The organism is Pseudidiomarina salilacus, from assembly GCF_047323925.1.
In the GTDB taxonomy this organism is placed as follows: domain Bacteria; phylum Pseudomonadota; class Gammaproteobacteria; order Enterobacterales; family Alteromonadaceae; genus Pseudidiomarina; species Pseudidiomarina salilacus.
Genome location: NZ_CP178751.1, coordinates 1,371,494 through 1,385,751, shown reverse-complemented (window position 1 = coordinate 1,385,751; position 14,258 = coordinate 1,371,494). Strand labels below are relative to the sequence as shown.

The 14,258-nt window shown below is 51.8% G+C and carries 17 protein-coding genes; all 17 read left to right on the top strand.

What is annotated here, in order from left to right:
* The 17 genes from gspM to ACJ8W9_RS06525 all read left to right on the top strand — a co-directional run bounded on the left by gspM (position 1) and on the right by ACJ8W9_RS06525 (position 14,257).
* On the top strand, positions 1–516 hold the full coding sequence (gene gspM / locus ACJ8W9_RS06605; protein WP_411359085.1) for a type II secretion system protein GspM: 516 nt from the start codon (positions 1–3) through the stop codon (positions 514–516).
* Complete coding sequence (locus ACJ8W9_RS06600; RefSeq protein ID WP_411360717.1) at positions 513–1,283, top strand: type II secretion system protein N; 771 nt, start codon at positions 513–515, stop codon at positions 1,281–1,283. Before gspM ends, ACJ8W9_RS06600 begins: the two co-directional genes overlap by 4 nt.
* Positions 1,284–1,299: 16 nt before the next feature.
* Positions 1,300–2,127, top strand: a complete 828-nt coding sequence (locus ACJ8W9_RS06595) for a mechanosensitive ion channel domain-containing protein (RefSeq protein ID WP_411360716.1) — start codon at positions 1,300–1,302, stop codon at positions 2,125–2,127.
* Between the two features lie 80 nt (positions 2,128–2,207).
* Positions 2,208–2,561, top strand: a complete 354-nt coding sequence (locus ACJ8W9_RS06590; protein WP_411359082.1) for a hypothetical protein — start codon at positions 2,208–2,210, stop codon at positions 2,559–2,561.
* Between the two features lie 93 nt (positions 2,562–2,654).
* On the top strand, positions 2,655–3,365 hold the full coding sequence (locus tag ACJ8W9_RS06585; RefSeq protein WP_411359081.1) for a YjbF family lipoprotein: 711 nt from the start codon (positions 2,655–2,657) through the stop codon (positions 3,363–3,365).
* Positions 3,362–4,204 carry a capsule biosynthesis GfcC D2 domain-containing protein gene (locus tag ACJ8W9_RS06580; protein WP_411359080.1) on the top strand — a complete coding sequence of 281 codons (843 nt, stop codon included), beginning with the start codon at positions 3,362–3,364 and terminating at the stop codon, positions 4,202–4,204. Before ACJ8W9_RS06585 ends, ACJ8W9_RS06580 begins: the two co-directional genes overlap by 4 nt.
* Positions 4,201–6,357 (top strand): YjbH domain-containing protein, encoded by a 2,157-nt coding sequence (locus ACJ8W9_RS06575; RefSeq protein ID WP_411360715.1) that lies wholly within the window; start codon positions 4,201–4,203, stop codon positions 6,355–6,357. The genes ACJ8W9_RS06580 and ACJ8W9_RS06575 overlap by 4 nt, the downstream gene beginning before the upstream one ends.
* Before the next feature lie 12 nt (positions 6,358–6,369).
* Entirely contained in the window at positions 6,370–6,780 is a 411-nt protein-coding gene (gspG, locus tag ACJ8W9_RS06570) for a type II secretion system major pseudopilin GspG (RefSeq protein WP_411360714.1), read from the top strand.
* Positions 6,777–8,462: a GspE/PulE family protein gene (locus tag ACJ8W9_RS06565; protein ID WP_411360713.1), complete on the top strand. Its 1,686-nt coding sequence runs from the start codon at positions 6,777–6,779 to the stop codon at positions 8,460–8,462. The genes gspG and ACJ8W9_RS06565 overlap by 4 nt, the downstream gene beginning before the upstream one ends.
* Positions 8,462–9,661, top strand: coding sequence for a type II secretion system F family protein (locus ACJ8W9_RS06560; RefSeq protein WP_411360712.1), 1,200 nt, complete (start codon positions 8,462–8,464; stop codon positions 9,659–9,661). Before ACJ8W9_RS06565 ends, ACJ8W9_RS06560 begins: the two co-directional genes overlap by 1 nt.
* Positions 9,658–10,152 carry a type II secretion system protein gene (locus tag ACJ8W9_RS06555; protein ID WP_411360711.1) on the top strand — a complete coding sequence of 165 codons (495 nt, stop codon included), beginning with the start codon at positions 9,658–9,660 and terminating at the stop codon, positions 10,150–10,152. The genes ACJ8W9_RS06560 and ACJ8W9_RS06555 overlap by 4 nt, the downstream gene beginning before the upstream one ends.
* Positions 10,133–10,570 carry a type II secretion system protein gene (locus ACJ8W9_RS06550; RefSeq protein WP_411359074.1) on the top strand — a complete coding sequence of 146 codons (438 nt, stop codon included), beginning with the start codon at positions 10,133–10,135 and terminating at the stop codon, positions 10,568–10,570. The genes ACJ8W9_RS06555 and ACJ8W9_RS06550 overlap by 20 nt, the downstream gene beginning before the upstream one ends.
* Positions 10,537–11,220 (top strand): type II secretion system protein J, encoded by a 684-nt coding sequence (locus ACJ8W9_RS06545; RefSeq protein ID WP_411360710.1) that lies wholly within the window; start codon positions 10,537–10,539, stop codon positions 11,218–11,220. The genes ACJ8W9_RS06550 and ACJ8W9_RS06545 overlap by 34 nt, the downstream gene beginning before the upstream one ends.
* Complete coding sequence (locus tag ACJ8W9_RS06540) at positions 11,213–12,076, top strand: hypothetical protein (protein ID WP_411360709.1); 864 nt, start codon at positions 11,213–11,215, stop codon at positions 12,074–12,076. The genes ACJ8W9_RS06545 and ACJ8W9_RS06540 overlap by 8 nt, the downstream gene beginning before the upstream one ends.
* A gap of 6 nt (positions 12,077–12,082) precedes the next feature.
* The gene (locus ACJ8W9_RS06535; RefSeq protein ID WP_411360708.1) at positions 12,083–13,198 is read left to right on the top strand and encodes a hypothetical protein; all 1,116 of its coding nucleotides are present in this window, start codon (positions 12,083–12,085) and stop codon (positions 13,196–13,198) included.
* Complete coding sequence (locus ACJ8W9_RS06530; RefSeq protein ID WP_411360707.1) at positions 13,188–13,748, top strand: hypothetical protein; 561 nt, start codon at positions 13,188–13,190, stop codon at positions 13,746–13,748. The genes ACJ8W9_RS06535 and ACJ8W9_RS06530 overlap by 11 nt, the downstream gene beginning before the upstream one ends.
* Positions 13,745–14,257: a hypothetical protein gene (locus ACJ8W9_RS06525; RefSeq protein ID WP_411360706.1), complete on the top strand. Its 513-nt coding sequence runs from the start codon at positions 13,745–13,747 to the stop codon at positions 14,255–14,257. The genes ACJ8W9_RS06530 and ACJ8W9_RS06525 overlap by 4 nt, the downstream gene beginning before the upstream one ends.
* Position 14,258 lies beyond the last annotated feature (1 nt).

The window sequence follows — 14,258 nt, the reverse complement described above, 5'->3', positions numbered from 1 at the left end:
ATGCTGCCAGAATCTATCCAACAGCGTTGGCAACAACTGAACGGTCGTGAGCGGATGCTAGTGAGTCTTGCCGGTATCTTCATCGCCATCTGCGTGGTTTATTTTGCCATGTGGCAGCCCTTGCAAAACGGTATCGAGCAACGTGCATTGCAACGTGATGCAGCACAAGAAACCCTTAACTGGGTCCGCGAAAACACCGGTCGTTACTTGGCATTGAAAGACCAAGGAACCAGCAACACCACGAATAGCAGCGCGCCACGGCGTGCCAATGAAATGGGTGATATTCCGCGTTTAATTACCGAATTTGCGCGAGCGCAGCAGCTGGATGTCGGGCGCATGACACCGGAAGGGGAATCTTTAGTGGTGGTCATGAACGAAGTTCCCTTCGCCAATGTGGTGGCGTTTCTTGACTCGATTGAAGCCGAAACAGGACTGCAAATTGAACAAATGGACATCACCCGCGCCAACAAGCCGGGGCATGTGCATGTGCGTCGCTTGAAAGTGAGACTGGCATGAAGAAACGCTGGCTCCTTTGGCTCGTACCAGTCTATTTGGTCGGCTTAGTGGTGTTTGCCCCAGCCCAGCTATTAACTTGGTTTGTGCCGGCGCAGGCTGGCGTTGAACTGAGCGCAGTGCAGGGCAGTTTGTGGCAAGGGCAAGCCAATGTCAGCTACCAGACCCCGCGGCAACAATTGCAGTTTCAGCAAGTGGGATGGAATTTAACGCCGAGCGCCTTGTTGACCGGGAAAGTGGTGCTGGCGCTTGAAATTCCAGCGGTCAACACGGTCAGCGGTAACGCTGACGTGGAACTTAGCTTCGCTGGAGCGCTTAGGGTAAATGGACAGTTTGGCGGTAATTTGCAACAGACCATCAGCGAATACAACATACCAGCTTTATTGACCACCGATGGTCGCTGGGATTTAGCGCTCGATAATTATGAGTTAGCGGATGTTGCCAACGGGCGCTGGTGTGACGCCTTAGACGCTGATGTTACGAGCCGTTCAACTGCCGTTCGTATTCAACGTGAATGGATTAAGTTGGGCGACTTCGTAACACAGCTCAGTTGTTCAACCAACAGCGAAATAATTGCTAGAATGTCACCTAATAACCGTTTGGGTTTGGAGTTTACCACCACGTTGGCCGGCACTCAGCAGCAGCCGCAAGTGCGCATTCAAGGGCAACTGCGGCCGACCACGCAAACACCAAGACAAGTGGCAGATGTGTTAATATTTTTAGGTGAGCCAAACGCTAACGGCGCCTATCCATTTAATTTTACATTGTAAAAAACGGGAGCTTTACATGGATCAAGTTATGACATGGATCTCTGAGAACCAAGCTTTGATTCTCAGCTACACAATTAAGTTTGTCGTTGCTCTACTTATTCTCATCATCGGTAAAATGGTCGCTAACAGCGTTGCCAAATTACTCGGTAAAGGGATGCAGAAAAAAGGCGTCGATAATGCCGTGATCAGCTTTTTAAGCGCGATCGTGAAGAGCGTTATTTTTATTGCCGCAGTGCTGATGGCATTGTCGCAAGTCGGCGTGCAGACCACTTCATTTATTGCGATTTTAGGTGCTGCCGGTTTGGCTATCGGTCTATCGTTGCAAGGTTCACTGTCGAACATGGCTTCTGGTGTATTGATCATCCTCTTCCGTCCATTTCGTTCAGGTGAATATGTCGAAGCGGGCGGTGTGTCAGGTAGCGTTGACGAAGTAAATATTTTCCAAACGGTCTTGAAAACTCCCGACAATAAGGTTGTATTTGTACCGAATGCGCAAATTACCAGTCAGCCGATTACCAACTATAGCCGTGAAGATACGCGCCGGGTGGATCTGTTGATTGGGGTGTCGTACGACGCTGATTTGCATAAAACCAAAGAAGTGTTGGAAAGCGTACTCGCTGCAGACAAGCGCTTATTGAAAGAACCTGCTTGGAACGTGCAAGTACATGCGCTGAACAGCTCATCGGTCGACTTTATTGTGCGTCCGTGGGTGAACAGCGTAGATTACTGGCCGGTGTATTGGGATTTGATGCGTGAAATCAAGATTGCACTTGATCAAAATGGCATCGGCATTCCGTACCCACAAATGGACGTTCATTTTTTCAAACAGGCTTCACAAGATTAAAACAAAGTGCTAATCTGCAAGTGATCTTTGGAAGATGATTTCCATTGATTGGCCAATCAAGCACATAGAGGTGTATGAACATGTTAAAACAAACTGCTATTGCAGCAGCGATCAGCCTGATTTTGAGTCCAGTAGCGCTTGCGCAAACTGGAACCAATGCAGCTGAAGGTGACAGTGACGGTGGTGGTTACATCACTAAAGGCACTGTGACTGCAGGGGTTATCGTAGCCCTGACGCTTGCCGCAACTTTAGACAACGATGATTCTGACTCAACTCCTCCACCGGAGCCAGAGCCAGAGCCAGAACCTGAGCCGGAACCAGAGCCAGAGCCTGAGCCGGAACCAGAGCCAGAGCCAGAACCGGAGCCACCAGTCACAACGACTACGGCGCCAGTGGTAACAACAACGGCTCCAGTCACGACTACAGGTCTGTAAGTTACGTTGATTGATGAAAATACCGCAGGTGCGCACTGCGGTATTTTTTTTAGTAGTCCCCTCTAATAAGTGCCGAATAACAAGAGAATTCCTATGACAGCCATGCCTCGTACGCTGCTGCTAGGAGCACTTGCCACACTGCTGCTAAGTGGTTGTAGTGCCCGCGTGCAGAATATGGTTAACACCGCCAAGACCGCGTTTTTTGGTCACCAAGATGTTGAGCTCAGCGTGGAGCGAGTTAACGCTTACCCTTATGCTGCGGCTTACGTAAGAACCGACAATTTCCCCCAAGCCATTGCCGTACTCGACCGTTTCAGTGGCGAACAGCGGGTCTATCGTACTGGCGGTGATGAAGCACTCACGACCCGCTTTGGGCGTGTGATCAGTAGCGCTGGGATTCCCGGCATGCCGTTGCATACCTTCGACTGGCAACAAGACCCATTGGCCTGCCATGTGCAGCAACAGCACCGCGGCACCAAACAGTTGTGCCCGCGTGAGTGGCTGCGCACTGTTGAGATTGGTAACTACGGTGAGAACGACGTGCGTCAGGTCAGCTTCGATAGCACTTTTACGGTGGGTAACACCATCGATTACGTTCACCCTGACGGCACGCTGTTGCAAGCTGTGGTGATTAACGAACAAGGTAAAGCTGGAGACACCGCATTTCGTAACGAGTTTTATGCCGTTGCTGGGCGCATTGTGTATGCCAAACAGTGGGTCTCTGCTGACCTAGGTTATGTCACTTGGCGTGAGATGAAGCCCTTTAGTGGTGACTTAAGTGATAGCAACGGAGAGCAGCAATGAAAACTATGACTTTGCTTTCCCTTATCGCCGGCGCGGTGTTACTGCACTCGGCAGCCCATGCGCAGCAGCAAGCTGAGCCTGTGACCCAAGTGATTGTCGACGAGAGCGTCTTCGGCTTTAGCGAACAGCCGCGGTTGTTGAACGCCTACCTAGCCGCAGAGCTTGAACCAAGTGCGTACTGGCCAAGTAGCCGCGTCGTCACCGCCGAGCAAACGCAAAAGCTGGCAGAACGTCGTACGCAAGTATTAGAGCGCTTGCAGCAACTCACCCGTGTTGCGCAAGCTGAGGGTGAAAAGGAGCTTGCCGCTGAGGCGCAAGCTTACGCCGAACAGTTACAAAGCTGGCCGTTGATCGGTGCCGAGTGGATTGGCTTAACCAAAATCGATGATCGCATCGATGTGCAATCAGGCGTCAGTTTCGAGCGCCGCAGTCTATACAGCAGCTTCAACCAAGCAACCGCATCGTTGCAAGCCAATCCGCTGTTGCCGCAGGGTACCTTACAAATACTACCGCCGCGGGAACTCGGTGCTTGGCAGGTGACCGTGGTAAGTCCAGCAGGCGTGCAGAAGCTGCCGTTCGGTGCAACGGATACCGTGCGCGGCGTGTTGCAGCAGGCTGGCGTGTTTAAGCAACGCTATGATCTGGAGAGTGCGTATTTGATTGCGCTCACCGGTTTAAGCCGCAGCACTGACGTTGCTTATTACAACGACGCCAAAGTCATGCCGCCAGTCCACGGCTTGATTTTTGTCGGTTTAGATTTAAGTGCAATGGGCGCCGAATGGCAGTCGCTGAATACGCAACTGCGTGCATTGCTTAGTTATTGGAATCCGCAATCATGAAGTTTGTCTCGCAACCCAAAACTACTCTGAGTTTAGTCGCACTGGCACTCGCTGGCGCTTTGGCAGCACCAACGGCACAAGCCGACCAGTATGCTAGCCAATCAGACTTTGGTGGCGTCGGCCTCATGCAAATGCCCACCGCGCGCTTCGCTGACTACGGCACCCTAAGTGGTCTTTATTACGATAACGAAGAGTATCGCCGTCTCGCGGTAAGCTTGCAGCTGTTTCCATGGCTGGAAACAACCATTCGTTATAACGATATTCGACCGATTCGGTACAGCGCGAATCCTGACTTTAGCGGCGACCAGACGGGTAAAGATAAAGGTCTGGATGTGAAACTTCGTGTGCTGGAAGAGAGTTACTGGTTGCCGCAAGTAGCCGTGGGTTGGCGTGATCTTGCAGGAACTGGCATATTTGCCAGCGAATATATCGTGGCAAGCAAGCAATTGGGCCCGGTTGATTTAACCTTGGGTCTCGGCTTCGGCTACATGGGTCGCCGCGACAATATCAGTAATCCATTCTGTGAGGTGTCCGATACCTTCTGCACGCGTGAATCCGGCTTTAGTGGCAACGGTGGACGTTTCGAGACTGACAAATGGTTCCGTGGTGATGCGTCACTGTTTGGCGGCATTCAGTACCAGACGCCTTATGACCCGCTCGTATTAAAAGCCGAATACGATGGCAATGACTACAGTGATGAACGTTACTTAGGCCAACTAGAAGTCGACTCGGCGTGGAACTTTGGTGCGGACTACAAAGTCACCGACAACTGGACCTTAAAGCTCAGTTATGAGCGTGGCAACACCATGATGTTCGGCTTTTCGGGGCAGATCGATTTAAATGCTATCGGTCAGTTGAAGACCGCCAATCGCCGAGTGCCCACGCCTAATACGCGCACCGCTATGGCGCGTGCCGAGAGCTCTGATGACCGTCGTGAATTGGCGCGTATGGCCTCCGAGTTTTACAATTTCGGTGGTCTCTCGGTCATCGAGATGCAAAATGATAGCTCAGCTGATGCCGACCAAGTCGATACCCTTCGAGTGTATGCTCAGCAAACGTACTACCGTGACTCGGAACAGGGGGTACGGCAAGCAGCCCGTGTAGCAGAGCAAAAATTACCAGAGAGTTATAAGTATCTGGAAATTGTCGAGCAGCATGATCAGTTGCAACTCAATACCACGCGGGTAGATATCGACACGGCGCGTCGGGCGATCCAAAGCCTCGATTGGCAAACCGAGATTGAAGATGCCTTCACCCGTACCGATACCGACTTAGCGCAAATTAACGAGACAGGCTTCTATGAAGCGCGTTACAAGCGCGATTGGCCGCGTTTGAGTGTGCGTCCGTTTTTGGACCAAAGTTTCGGTAACCCTGAAAACTTCTACATGTACCAGTTGGGTCTCGACCTCAACGCGTCGATGTGGTTGGCTCCGGGTACCTTTGCGCATGGCACCATTAGCGGTAGTTTGTTCACTAACTTTGATGAATTCAATTTCCTCGTTGATGGCTTTGAGTCGCCGCTACCTCGCGTCCGCACCTACGTACGTGAATATGTTGCGCATAGCGATGTTTGGCTAGACAATCTACAACTGAGCCACTTGAACCAGCTGGCCCCGAATGTTTATACCAGTGTTTATGCGGGTTACCTCGAACGCATGTTTGGTGGCGTCGGGACCGAGCTATTGTATCGTGAACTCGATAGCAACTGGGCGGTTGGCGTTGATTTGAACTGGGTGAAGCAGCGTGATTACAACAGTCATACCGACTTTTTAGATTACGACACCTTTACCGGTCATATCACTGGCTATTACCAGCCGCAATTCTTGCCGAACACATTAATTAAGGCTGCTTTTGGTAAATTCCTTGCACAAGACAACGGTCTACAGTTAAATGTTGAACATAAGTTTAAAAGTGGTGTCATAGTTGGTGCTTATGCGAGCAAAACCAACGTCTCGTCGCAAGAATACGGCGAAGGCAGTTTTACCAAAGGTTTTTATATAAGCTTCCCAATTGACCTACTGCAAACGGAACATAGCCCTGGTCGCGGTTACATTGGCTGGACGCCATTGACGCGTGACGGTGGGCAAATGTTGAATCGTGGCATTCAATTGTTCCACGCAACGGACCTTAGAAGTCCGTTTTATAAAGAATAACGGAGTCATAGTATGAAACGTGCGCAGACGCGTGAAACTCGCGGTTTTACTCTGATTGAACTGCTGATTGTCATTGTCATTTTAGGGCTACTAGCCAGCCTGGTCGCCCCGCAGATGTTTGGCAAAGTCGATGATTCGAAAATCAAAACCGCGCAAACCCAAATGAAAATGCTGGAAACCTCGTTGAGCACTTATCGTTTGGACATGGGCACCTACCCAGAGAGTCTTGATGAGCTGCTTGAGAGCGACAAGCCGAATTGGGCGGGCCCTTATTTTCCGAAAGAGGTACCGCCAGATCCGTGGGGCAACGATTACGTGTACCGGATGCCGGGTGATGATGGCAAGCCATTCACGTTATTGTCGTATGGTGCAGATGGCCGCGAAGGCGGCGAAGAAAATAACGCAGATATCGTATTGCAATGAGTACAGCTAACGTCGAGCAACTGTTCACCGAACGCTTTCGCGTCAGTCATGACGACTACGCGAAGGCTTTGCAATTTCAAGCGCGCAACGGTGGTCATTTAGAGCAAATTTTAGTGCGCATGGGCGCCTTGAGCTCGGAGTTTTTGCCAGCGTATTATGCCGAAATGTATGAATTACCACAGCTAATCGGCGACGAGCTGCAGCAGGTGTTAGATGCTGACGAACAATGGCAGCAATTACACGAGCAATTACCCGCCGAACTGCGTACGAAGTGTTTAGCGCATAATTGTGTGCCATTGAGTTACACCGATGCGCACTTGCGCTGCGCCTGTACCAACCCAAGCCAACCCGCGTTGCTCGAATTTGTGGCCAGCACTGAGGTTGAGTTGGTATTGGTGAGTGAAGATGGTTTCAACCAGCTGAAAAGCCGTTTACAACAAGAAAGCGAAGGTGCGGTCAACGATAACGCCGGCTTAACCATGCTTGAGGAAGATCGCCTGCGCGAAATGGCTTCCGAGGCACCTACCGTCAACCTGTTGAATAATCTTATTGCCAAAGCTTTGCGCCGCCGTGCTTCCGATATGCACATCGAACCGTGGAAGGGCAAAGGCCGCGTGCGCTATCGTATCGATGGCGTGTTACACGAGGCCGACTTTATCCCGATTCATATGGTGTTGCCGGTGGTGACGCGTTTGAAGCTGTTGTCGAGCATGGACATTGCCGAAAAACGCCGGCCGCAAGATGGCAAAATCGAGTTACGCATCGACGGTTTGAATGTCGATGTGCGGGTCTCGGCACTGCCCGTTGGTGAGGGCGAAAGCGTGGTGATGCGCTTCTTGCTACAAGACAACCTCGCATATGACGTTGGTACTTTGGGGATTGAACCCGATGTAGAAGCCTTGTTGCTCGAAGACATTCAAGCCACCTCTGGCGTAATTCTGTTAACCGGCCCGACGGGCTCGGGTAAGACCACCAGCTTGTACTCGTTCTTGTCGCGGCGCAACGAGCCGGATGTCAAGATCATCACCATTGAAGACCCAGTCGAATATCAGCTCGACGGCATCAACCAAGTACAGGTGCAAAGTGACATTGGCTTTACCTTTGCCCATGCGCTGCGCTCGGTGGTGCGACAAGATCCAGATATCATCATGGTCGGTGAGATCCGTGACGCTGAAACCGCGGGCATCGCGCTGCAATCGGCACTGACCGGTCACTTGGTATTTAGTACTTTACATACCAACGATGCTGCGAGTGCCTACACGCGCTTACTCGATTTAGGCGTGGAAGAATTCTTATTGTCAGCCGCGATTAAGGTGATTGTCGGCCAACGGCTAGCGCGTCGGCTATGTCCGCATTGTCGGGCGCCTGATACGGAAGCGGTTGAATCTTTCCGCCGCTTCAAGATGGATTGGTTGGTCGAACGTTTTGACGTGACGCCAGCGTTCCATAAAGCCGTCGGCTGCGATAAGTGTGCGCATACCGGTTACAGTGGCCGAGTGGCGTTGATTGAATATATGCGCTGCGACGAGCAATTGACCGCCTTGTTGGGCGACTCTGAGTTTTTAACCAAAGCACGGCGCATGAACCGTGAACGTGGTTATCGCAACCTGCTTGAAGACGGCATGCTTAAAGCGCTGCGCGGCGAAACCACCATTGCTGAAGTGGTGAGGGTTGCAGGCTAATGGCACTGTTCACTTACGTCGCCTACAACACCAGTGGCGTGGAGCAGAAAGGCCGCATCGATGCGCTCGATTTAGACACCGCACGCGCGCGGCTGGAACAACAGCAATTGTTGGTTGCCGACCTGAAAGAAGCCTCGGGTGGCTTAAACGCCAATGTATTTGGCGAGCGCGGGCTGAACTTTAATGACGTCGAATTCTTCACCGCTGAATTGAGCTTGTTGTTAAGTTCTGGCTTGCGGGTCGACAAAGGCCTTGAAATCTTGCTGCATAACGTTGAAAAACCAGCGTTGCGAGATTTGCTGCAAACCGTGCTACAAGAGCTTAAGCAAGGTCATAAATTGTCGGACAGCTTGGCCAAATTCTCGGTATTTAGTTCGCTGTATTTGGGCCTCGTACAGATTGCCGAAGAGACCGGTGAGTTAGCCGCCACTTTCGAGCGTCTGGCCGCCGAAATGCACTATCAAATGGAATTGCGCGATAAGATCAAACAAGCTTTGGTTTACCCAGCGGTTATTTTGACCGTCTGTATCGCCGCCATTGTGTTTATCTTCAATTTTGTCGTACCAAATCTGACCACCTTATTCCAAGATGCCGAGAACCTACCCGGTTACACCGTAGCCTTGCTCGCCGTGAGCGATTTCTTCTTGGCCTATCAGTGGTTATTGCTGATTGGCGTGGTGCTGGGAGGTTTTGGTTTATGGTTCTATCGCGAACACGCCGTGGTCAAGCGGTTGAACAGTTGGTGTCGAGAGAACTTGCCGGTAGTGAAGGGTGCCAACCTGCTGGTCGAACGCATTCGCTTTAACGCAGCCTTGCACGTCATGATGAGCGCCGGCGTAGCGATTGATCGCTCACTTAAGCTGGCGCAAAAAACCTTACGCACCGAATCCTTGCAAGCCGAAGTCGCGCGCGCTACCGAGCGCGTCAATCGCGGCGATAGCTTGTCAGCTTGTTTGAGCGAATCGCGTTTGTATCCGCCGTATTTCGCCGCGTTGTTATCGATAGGTGAAGAAAGCGGCGAACTCGCGCGGGTGTTTGGCGAAATCGCCGACCGCTCACGCCGCACTTTTTACAGCTGGGTGACCCGTTTCACCAGCTTACTTGAACCTGCCCTAATACTCTTCATGGGGGCTGTGGTCGGCTCGATCGTCGTCATTATGATGCTCAGTATCTCAGCCGTCACAGACATGCCACTATGACAGCGCGCGCGCCTTCGCAGCGCCGCGGCTTTACCCTCATTGAACTACTAGTGGTGATGGCCATCATTGCCATTGCCGCCACCTTAGTCGGCCCCTTGGCCTTTAACCAATACGAAAGCAGCAAACGCACCGCCGAACGCGAACAACTGTTACGCCTCATCAGCGAGTACACCTTTTTTGCTTACAGCCGCAACCAAAACTTCACCCTAACCACCGCCACCACTGACTTCTCCATCGAGAAAGGGCAGCCCTCCCTCGCGGGAGGGGGTACCCCGCAGGGAGGGCAGCCCTTTTTAGGTGAAAAGGGTAATGGAATCAAGCTGATGTTTGAATATTTGGAATTTCCGGAACAGCGGATATATCTAAACAGGCATGGATTCTGGCAGCCGAATGAGTTGCGTTGGTATGAAGGCGACAATGAGCGCAGTGTGCAGCTGAATATGCAGCTGATCGAGTCAGGTGAGGAGGGTGATGATGCGCGAGCAGACTAGCGGCTTCACACTGATCGAGATTCTAGTGGCGATGACGATTTTATTTGCTGCGGTCATTACCGGCATGATGGCGTTTCAGAACAACATGCAGAACTCGGTGAAGGCGGCTGAGGTGATGCATGTGTTGAGCCAGGTCGATGCAGCGCGCAGTAACATAAGATTTGCTTTGCAACACGACCAGCAGACCCGCGGTCAGGACCTTTACACCCAAGATGTAAAAATCGACTGGCAAGCGCAAGAAGTAGCCTATGTGCCGCCCGCACCGTTTTTCGATGAAGACAACGGCGGCTTTAACCAATTCGCGCCGCGCTTTCATCTGTATGCCATCACGCTGACGATGCAATATGGCACCACCACTCGCGTATTCGACTATGAGGAGCTCGTATGGGACGAAAACATGCGTCAGGCTTCACCTTAGTTGAAACCCTTATTGCCATGGTACTGCTGAGCCTGCTGATGATCAGCGGCGCGGTAGCCTACGACTATTTCAGCCAAAACTGGCAGCGCAATAAAGGCTTGGCTGATCGCACCCTCGACCGCCACCATTTATTAACGCTAGTACAAAAGGTCACCTGGAACACTTTCGCCAAAACTGTACAAATGGGCGACGAGCGCTACGGCTTTTATTTTCTCGGGCGCGAAGATGGTTTTACCGCAGTCTCGCAGTTGAGCGTGCAGAACCCTGATCTGCCAGCCGTGTATCGCATCTTTCGCGAACCCAACGGCGATAATGGGTTCCGCCTGGTGTATGAAGAAGCGGTGCTCGGTAACACCTATTTGAGCAACGCCGAGCAAGAGCTGCCGTTTAACTTCCGCCGCATTTTGTACGACAACGTCGAAGCACTGAACTTCGACTACTATGGCTACAAGTCGCTCGATGAGCGTAATCGCACGGTCGCCGCCGACATGGGACAAACCTTCGAACTCGAGTGGTTCAGCGACTTCGATGGCTTGACTCGCAAAGTTCACCCGCAAGCCATTGCCATCAACCTCAATGGTTTTCGTTGGCTGATTGAAGTGCCCGATACTGTCGAAGAAGCAACGTCGAGGTTTAACACCGATGTTTAAACCCACTGTCGGACAAGCACAACAAGGCATGGCGCTGTTCCAAGTGCTGCTGATGGTCGCGATTATCTCGGTGTTGTTGCTGATCATGAGCCAACAAACACAAAGCTCAGTCGCACGTGCGCAGAGCATGCAAGACCAACTCGAGTTACAACTAGCGCTCGACTCGAGTGCGGCATACGTTGATCACCTGCTCATCAGCAACGAATGGCTAAGCGCGCGCAAGGACGAAGAAAACCCGCTGTATGGCATCAATTTTCACGGCCTGCCGAGCGACTTCAAACTGCCTGAACGTCCTGCGTACCAGGCCCTCAATTACAAGGTGCAACTCACCTTGCAAAATGAGCGTAGCCTGATTGATCTCAACTTCAACGCGCGCCGCGTGCAACAGCTGCTCGTCGGGCTGGGTATACCAGAACCGCAAGCGCGCGCCAAAGCACAAGAATTAAGTCGGTGGATTAGCGGTGGCGAAGGGCGTACGTTGCAAGCAGTTTCAGAGCTCACGCAACTACCCAGTTGGACCCCAAACGACGTCGAACTCATTAGACCCTACGTGTCAGTGCGCGCGCCAATTTTTAATGCCGCGTGGATGCCCAACGGGCTACTGCCAATATTGCTTAGCCCATGGCAAGCTGATAGTATCCAAGCATTACGAGAAACTAACGAAAGTTCAGCGGGTTTATTACAAGAGTTTTACCCCGAGTCGGATCCTCTCGATAGCGGAATTTTTCCGGGTGAATCGCAGCGCATGTGGTTACGCGCCGAACCGCAAGGCTTGAGTCTGTATCGGGAACTCGATTTTCGGCCGCGACAACCGAGCCCGTTGCGTTACCACGCCAAGTATTACCAACAAGAATAATGAAACATGGCAGAAACCAAGACCCAAGCAACAGCACCAGCGCGCCCTAACAAGCTCAAGCAGAGCCTTGCCGCGCTCGTATGGCGTGTGAACCGCCAATTACAATGGTTTCAGGGCAGTCAAAGCGAAGCAAAAGCGGCGCCAAAACGGCGTGTGGCCTGTTTAGTTGTGGCGCGTGGTCTGTACAGCGAAAGCTGGCAAACTTTCAACATTCGCTCGCAGCGGGCGCTGCAAAAAGTACTCAAGCAGAAATACAACAACAGCCCTAACACGCTATTTTTCATTGGCCCATGGCAACAAAATCAACGTCGTGTGTTATTGATTGAACTTAATTCACAAGCGCAAGCGTTAAAAGGTCGCGCCCACATCTTACTACCAGAATCGATGGTGCTCAGCGCTGCCTTACCCAATGGTTTGTACGAAATCGCAGACGGCGAACAAGTGTATTACCTGCATAAGCAAGAGCAACAGTGGCAGACCTTGTTGCGCTCACAATTGGTGAATTCACTGGATAAAGCGCGGCTGGCGCTTGGCTGTAGTGCTACCCAAGCTGCGACGCAGTTGAGTCATCAGCAGGTCGGGGCACTCACCCCGCGTGGGGTGAGCAAGTTAGGCCTCGCCACTTGGCAGCAAGGCTATCAGCAGCAAGAAGGGCAAGCCGGCAAAGGCCTGCCATGGCAGCAAATAGGCATCACACTCGGCGCCATCGGCGGTATCTATCTACTCGTCAGCAGTGCCTATTTGTATGCACAAGCGGCGATGATTGAAAGTAAACTCGAACAAATTACCCCAGAGGTTGCGGCATTGCTCGATCAGCAACAGCAACTGCAGCGCTCGCAGCAAGCCATTAATGAGCTGAGTGGGCAACGCGTAAATGACCAGCGCATCAATGCGTTTTGGCAAGTATTTATCGCCGCGCAATCAGATGATAACAACTTCACTTATTTGCAAGCGAACGACAGTAAATTGGTGATGGGTGGCACTATCCCTGAAGCCTTGCCACTGTTGAGTAAGCTTTATGATTTACCCAGCGTGAAGACAGCTGAATTTGGGTCACCGCTGCGCAATAGTCGTCTTGGCCAGCAGTATCGCATCGAAATGGAGCTTGCCGATGACGAATAGTCAAAAACAACTGCTCTGGGTTGCTGCGATTCTGGCCGCACTGCAATTTGTGGTGAAGCCAATATTGGCCTGGCAAAACGAGTTACAAGCAGAAGTGAGCCTTAATGCTGAACGCTTGACGCGGAGTGAGCAGTTACTCACCAACGCCGAAGAATTACAAGCATCGGCTGCGGCAGCAGAGCAGGTGCGGCAAGAACTGATCAGTGGTTATCCGCAAGCAGTCGAAAGCTCAATGCTGCAAATTCAGCTACAAGGAGAGCTTGAAGCCTTATTGCGCGGCCAAAATGTGCGTATCGAGCAGTTTGATTGGATGACGGGTTTAGAGCCGATGAACAGCAGCTTGCAGGGCATTCGCGCAAACATAAGTATTTCGGGGCCGCTAGAAAATGTGATGCAAGCTCATTTAAAGCTGATGCAGGATTTGCCGACCATCAAGCATGAAAGTATTGAGATCCGCCGCGCTAATAGAAGTCGAACTGGTGTTCGCTTTAGTATGTCTGTACACATTCCGGTACAACGTGCCGCGTCTGCAAGCGGAGGCCCAGCATGAAGATTTGGCAACAAACACCGCTCAGCGTGAAAGTTATAGGCGCCATCGCCGTGCTGCTTTGCCTGTATGATTTCAGCAATCGGGTGTGGGTGACAACGGAAGTGAATCAGCGTGAAACAACCAGTTTCGACGCAGGCGCCCACAGCACCGCAGCACCACAGGTCGCGCAAGACGTCCAAGATTATATTCGGCAACTGGCCACAGCAACCGCCAGCGAAACCGCGAACGACGACACAGAAAGCGCCAATCGTACGCCACTGATTGAGGGCGGCGTGAACGTCGGCGAGATGCGAGTGCGCGTACGCGCAATTTATACCGCGCCTGGCACCGAACGGCGTACCGCATTGATCGAAGCACAACATATTGAACAACGCTCGCTGGAGTTGACTGAAGTCAACGAAGGATTCGAGCTAAATAACTATAAAGTAAGCGCAATAACTGTTGATAGCGTGATATTCACTGGGGCTGATCCCAACGAGCGCATCGCCATTCCAGTGTTTGACTATTAAC

What these genes read in the sequence shown, in the direction of transcription:
- ACJ8W9_RS06560 (WP_411360712.1), top strand. Translation starts at nt 8,462, where the DNA reads ATGGCACTGTTCACTTACGTCGCCTACAACACCAGTGGCGTGGAGCAG.
- ACJ8W9_RS06565 (WP_411360713.1), top strand. Translation starts at nt 6,777, where the DNA reads ATGAGTACAGCTAACGTCGAGCAACTGTTCACCGAACGCTTTCGCGTC.
- ACJ8W9_RS06580 (WP_411359080.1), top strand. Translation starts at nt 3,362, where the DNA reads ATGAAAACTATGACTTTGCTTTCCCTTATCGCCGGCGCGGTGTTACTG.
- ACJ8W9_RS06555 (WP_411360711.1), top strand. Translation starts at nt 9,658, where the DNA reads ATGACAGCGCGCGCGCCTTCGCAGCGCCGCGGCTTTACCCTCATTGAA.
- ACJ8W9_RS06530 (WP_411360707.1), top strand. Translation starts at nt 13,188, where the DNA reads ATGACGAATAGTCAAAAACAACTGCTCTGGGTTGCTGCGATTCTGGCC.
- ACJ8W9_RS06600 (WP_411360717.1), top strand. Translation starts at nt 513, where the DNA reads ATGAAGAAACGCTGGCTCCTTTGGCTCGTACCAGTCTATTTGGTCGGC.
- ACJ8W9_RS06575 (WP_411360715.1), top strand. Translation starts at nt 4,201, where the DNA reads ATGAAGTTTGTCTCGCAACCCAAAACTACTCTGAGTTTAGTCGCACTG.
- ACJ8W9_RS06540 (WP_411360709.1), top strand. Translation starts at nt 11,213, where the DNA reads ATGTTTAAACCCACTGTCGGACAAGCACAACAAGGCATGGCGCTGTTC.
- ACJ8W9_RS06590 (WP_411359082.1), top strand. Translation starts at nt 2,208, where the DNA reads ATGTTAAAACAAACTGCTATTGCAGCAGCGATCAGCCTGATTTTGAGT.
- ACJ8W9_RS06535 (WP_411360708.1), top strand. Translation starts at nt 12,083, where the DNA reads ATGGCAGAAACCAAGACCCAAGCAACAGCACCAGCGCGCCCTAACAAG.
- gspG (WP_411360714.1), top strand. Translation starts at nt 6,370, where the DNA reads ATGAAACGTGCGCAGACGCGTGAAACTCGCGGTTTTACTCTGATTGAA.
- ACJ8W9_RS06585 (WP_411359081.1), top strand. Translation starts at nt 2,655, where the DNA reads ATGACAGCCATGCCTCGTACGCTGCTGCTAGGAGCACTTGCCACACTG.
- ACJ8W9_RS06595 (WP_411360716.1), top strand. Translation starts at nt 1,300, where the DNA reads ATGGATCAAGTTATGACATGGATCTCTGAGAACCAAGCTTTGATTCTC.
- ACJ8W9_RS06550 (WP_411359074.1), top strand. Translation starts at nt 10,133, where the DNA reads ATGATGCGCGAGCAGACTAGCGGCTTCACACTGATCGAGATTCTAGTG.
- ACJ8W9_RS06545 (WP_411360710.1), top strand. Translation starts at nt 10,537, where the DNA reads ATGGGACGAAAACATGCGTCAGGCTTCACCTTAGTTGAAACCCTTATT.
- gspM (WP_411359085.1), top strand. Translation starts at nt 1, where the DNA reads ATGCTGCCAGAATCTATCCAACAGCGTTGGCAACAACTGAACGGTCGT.
- ACJ8W9_RS06525 (WP_411360706.1), top strand. Translation starts at nt 13,745, where the DNA reads ATGAAGATTTGGCAACAAACACCGCTCAGCGTGAAAGTTATAGGCGCC.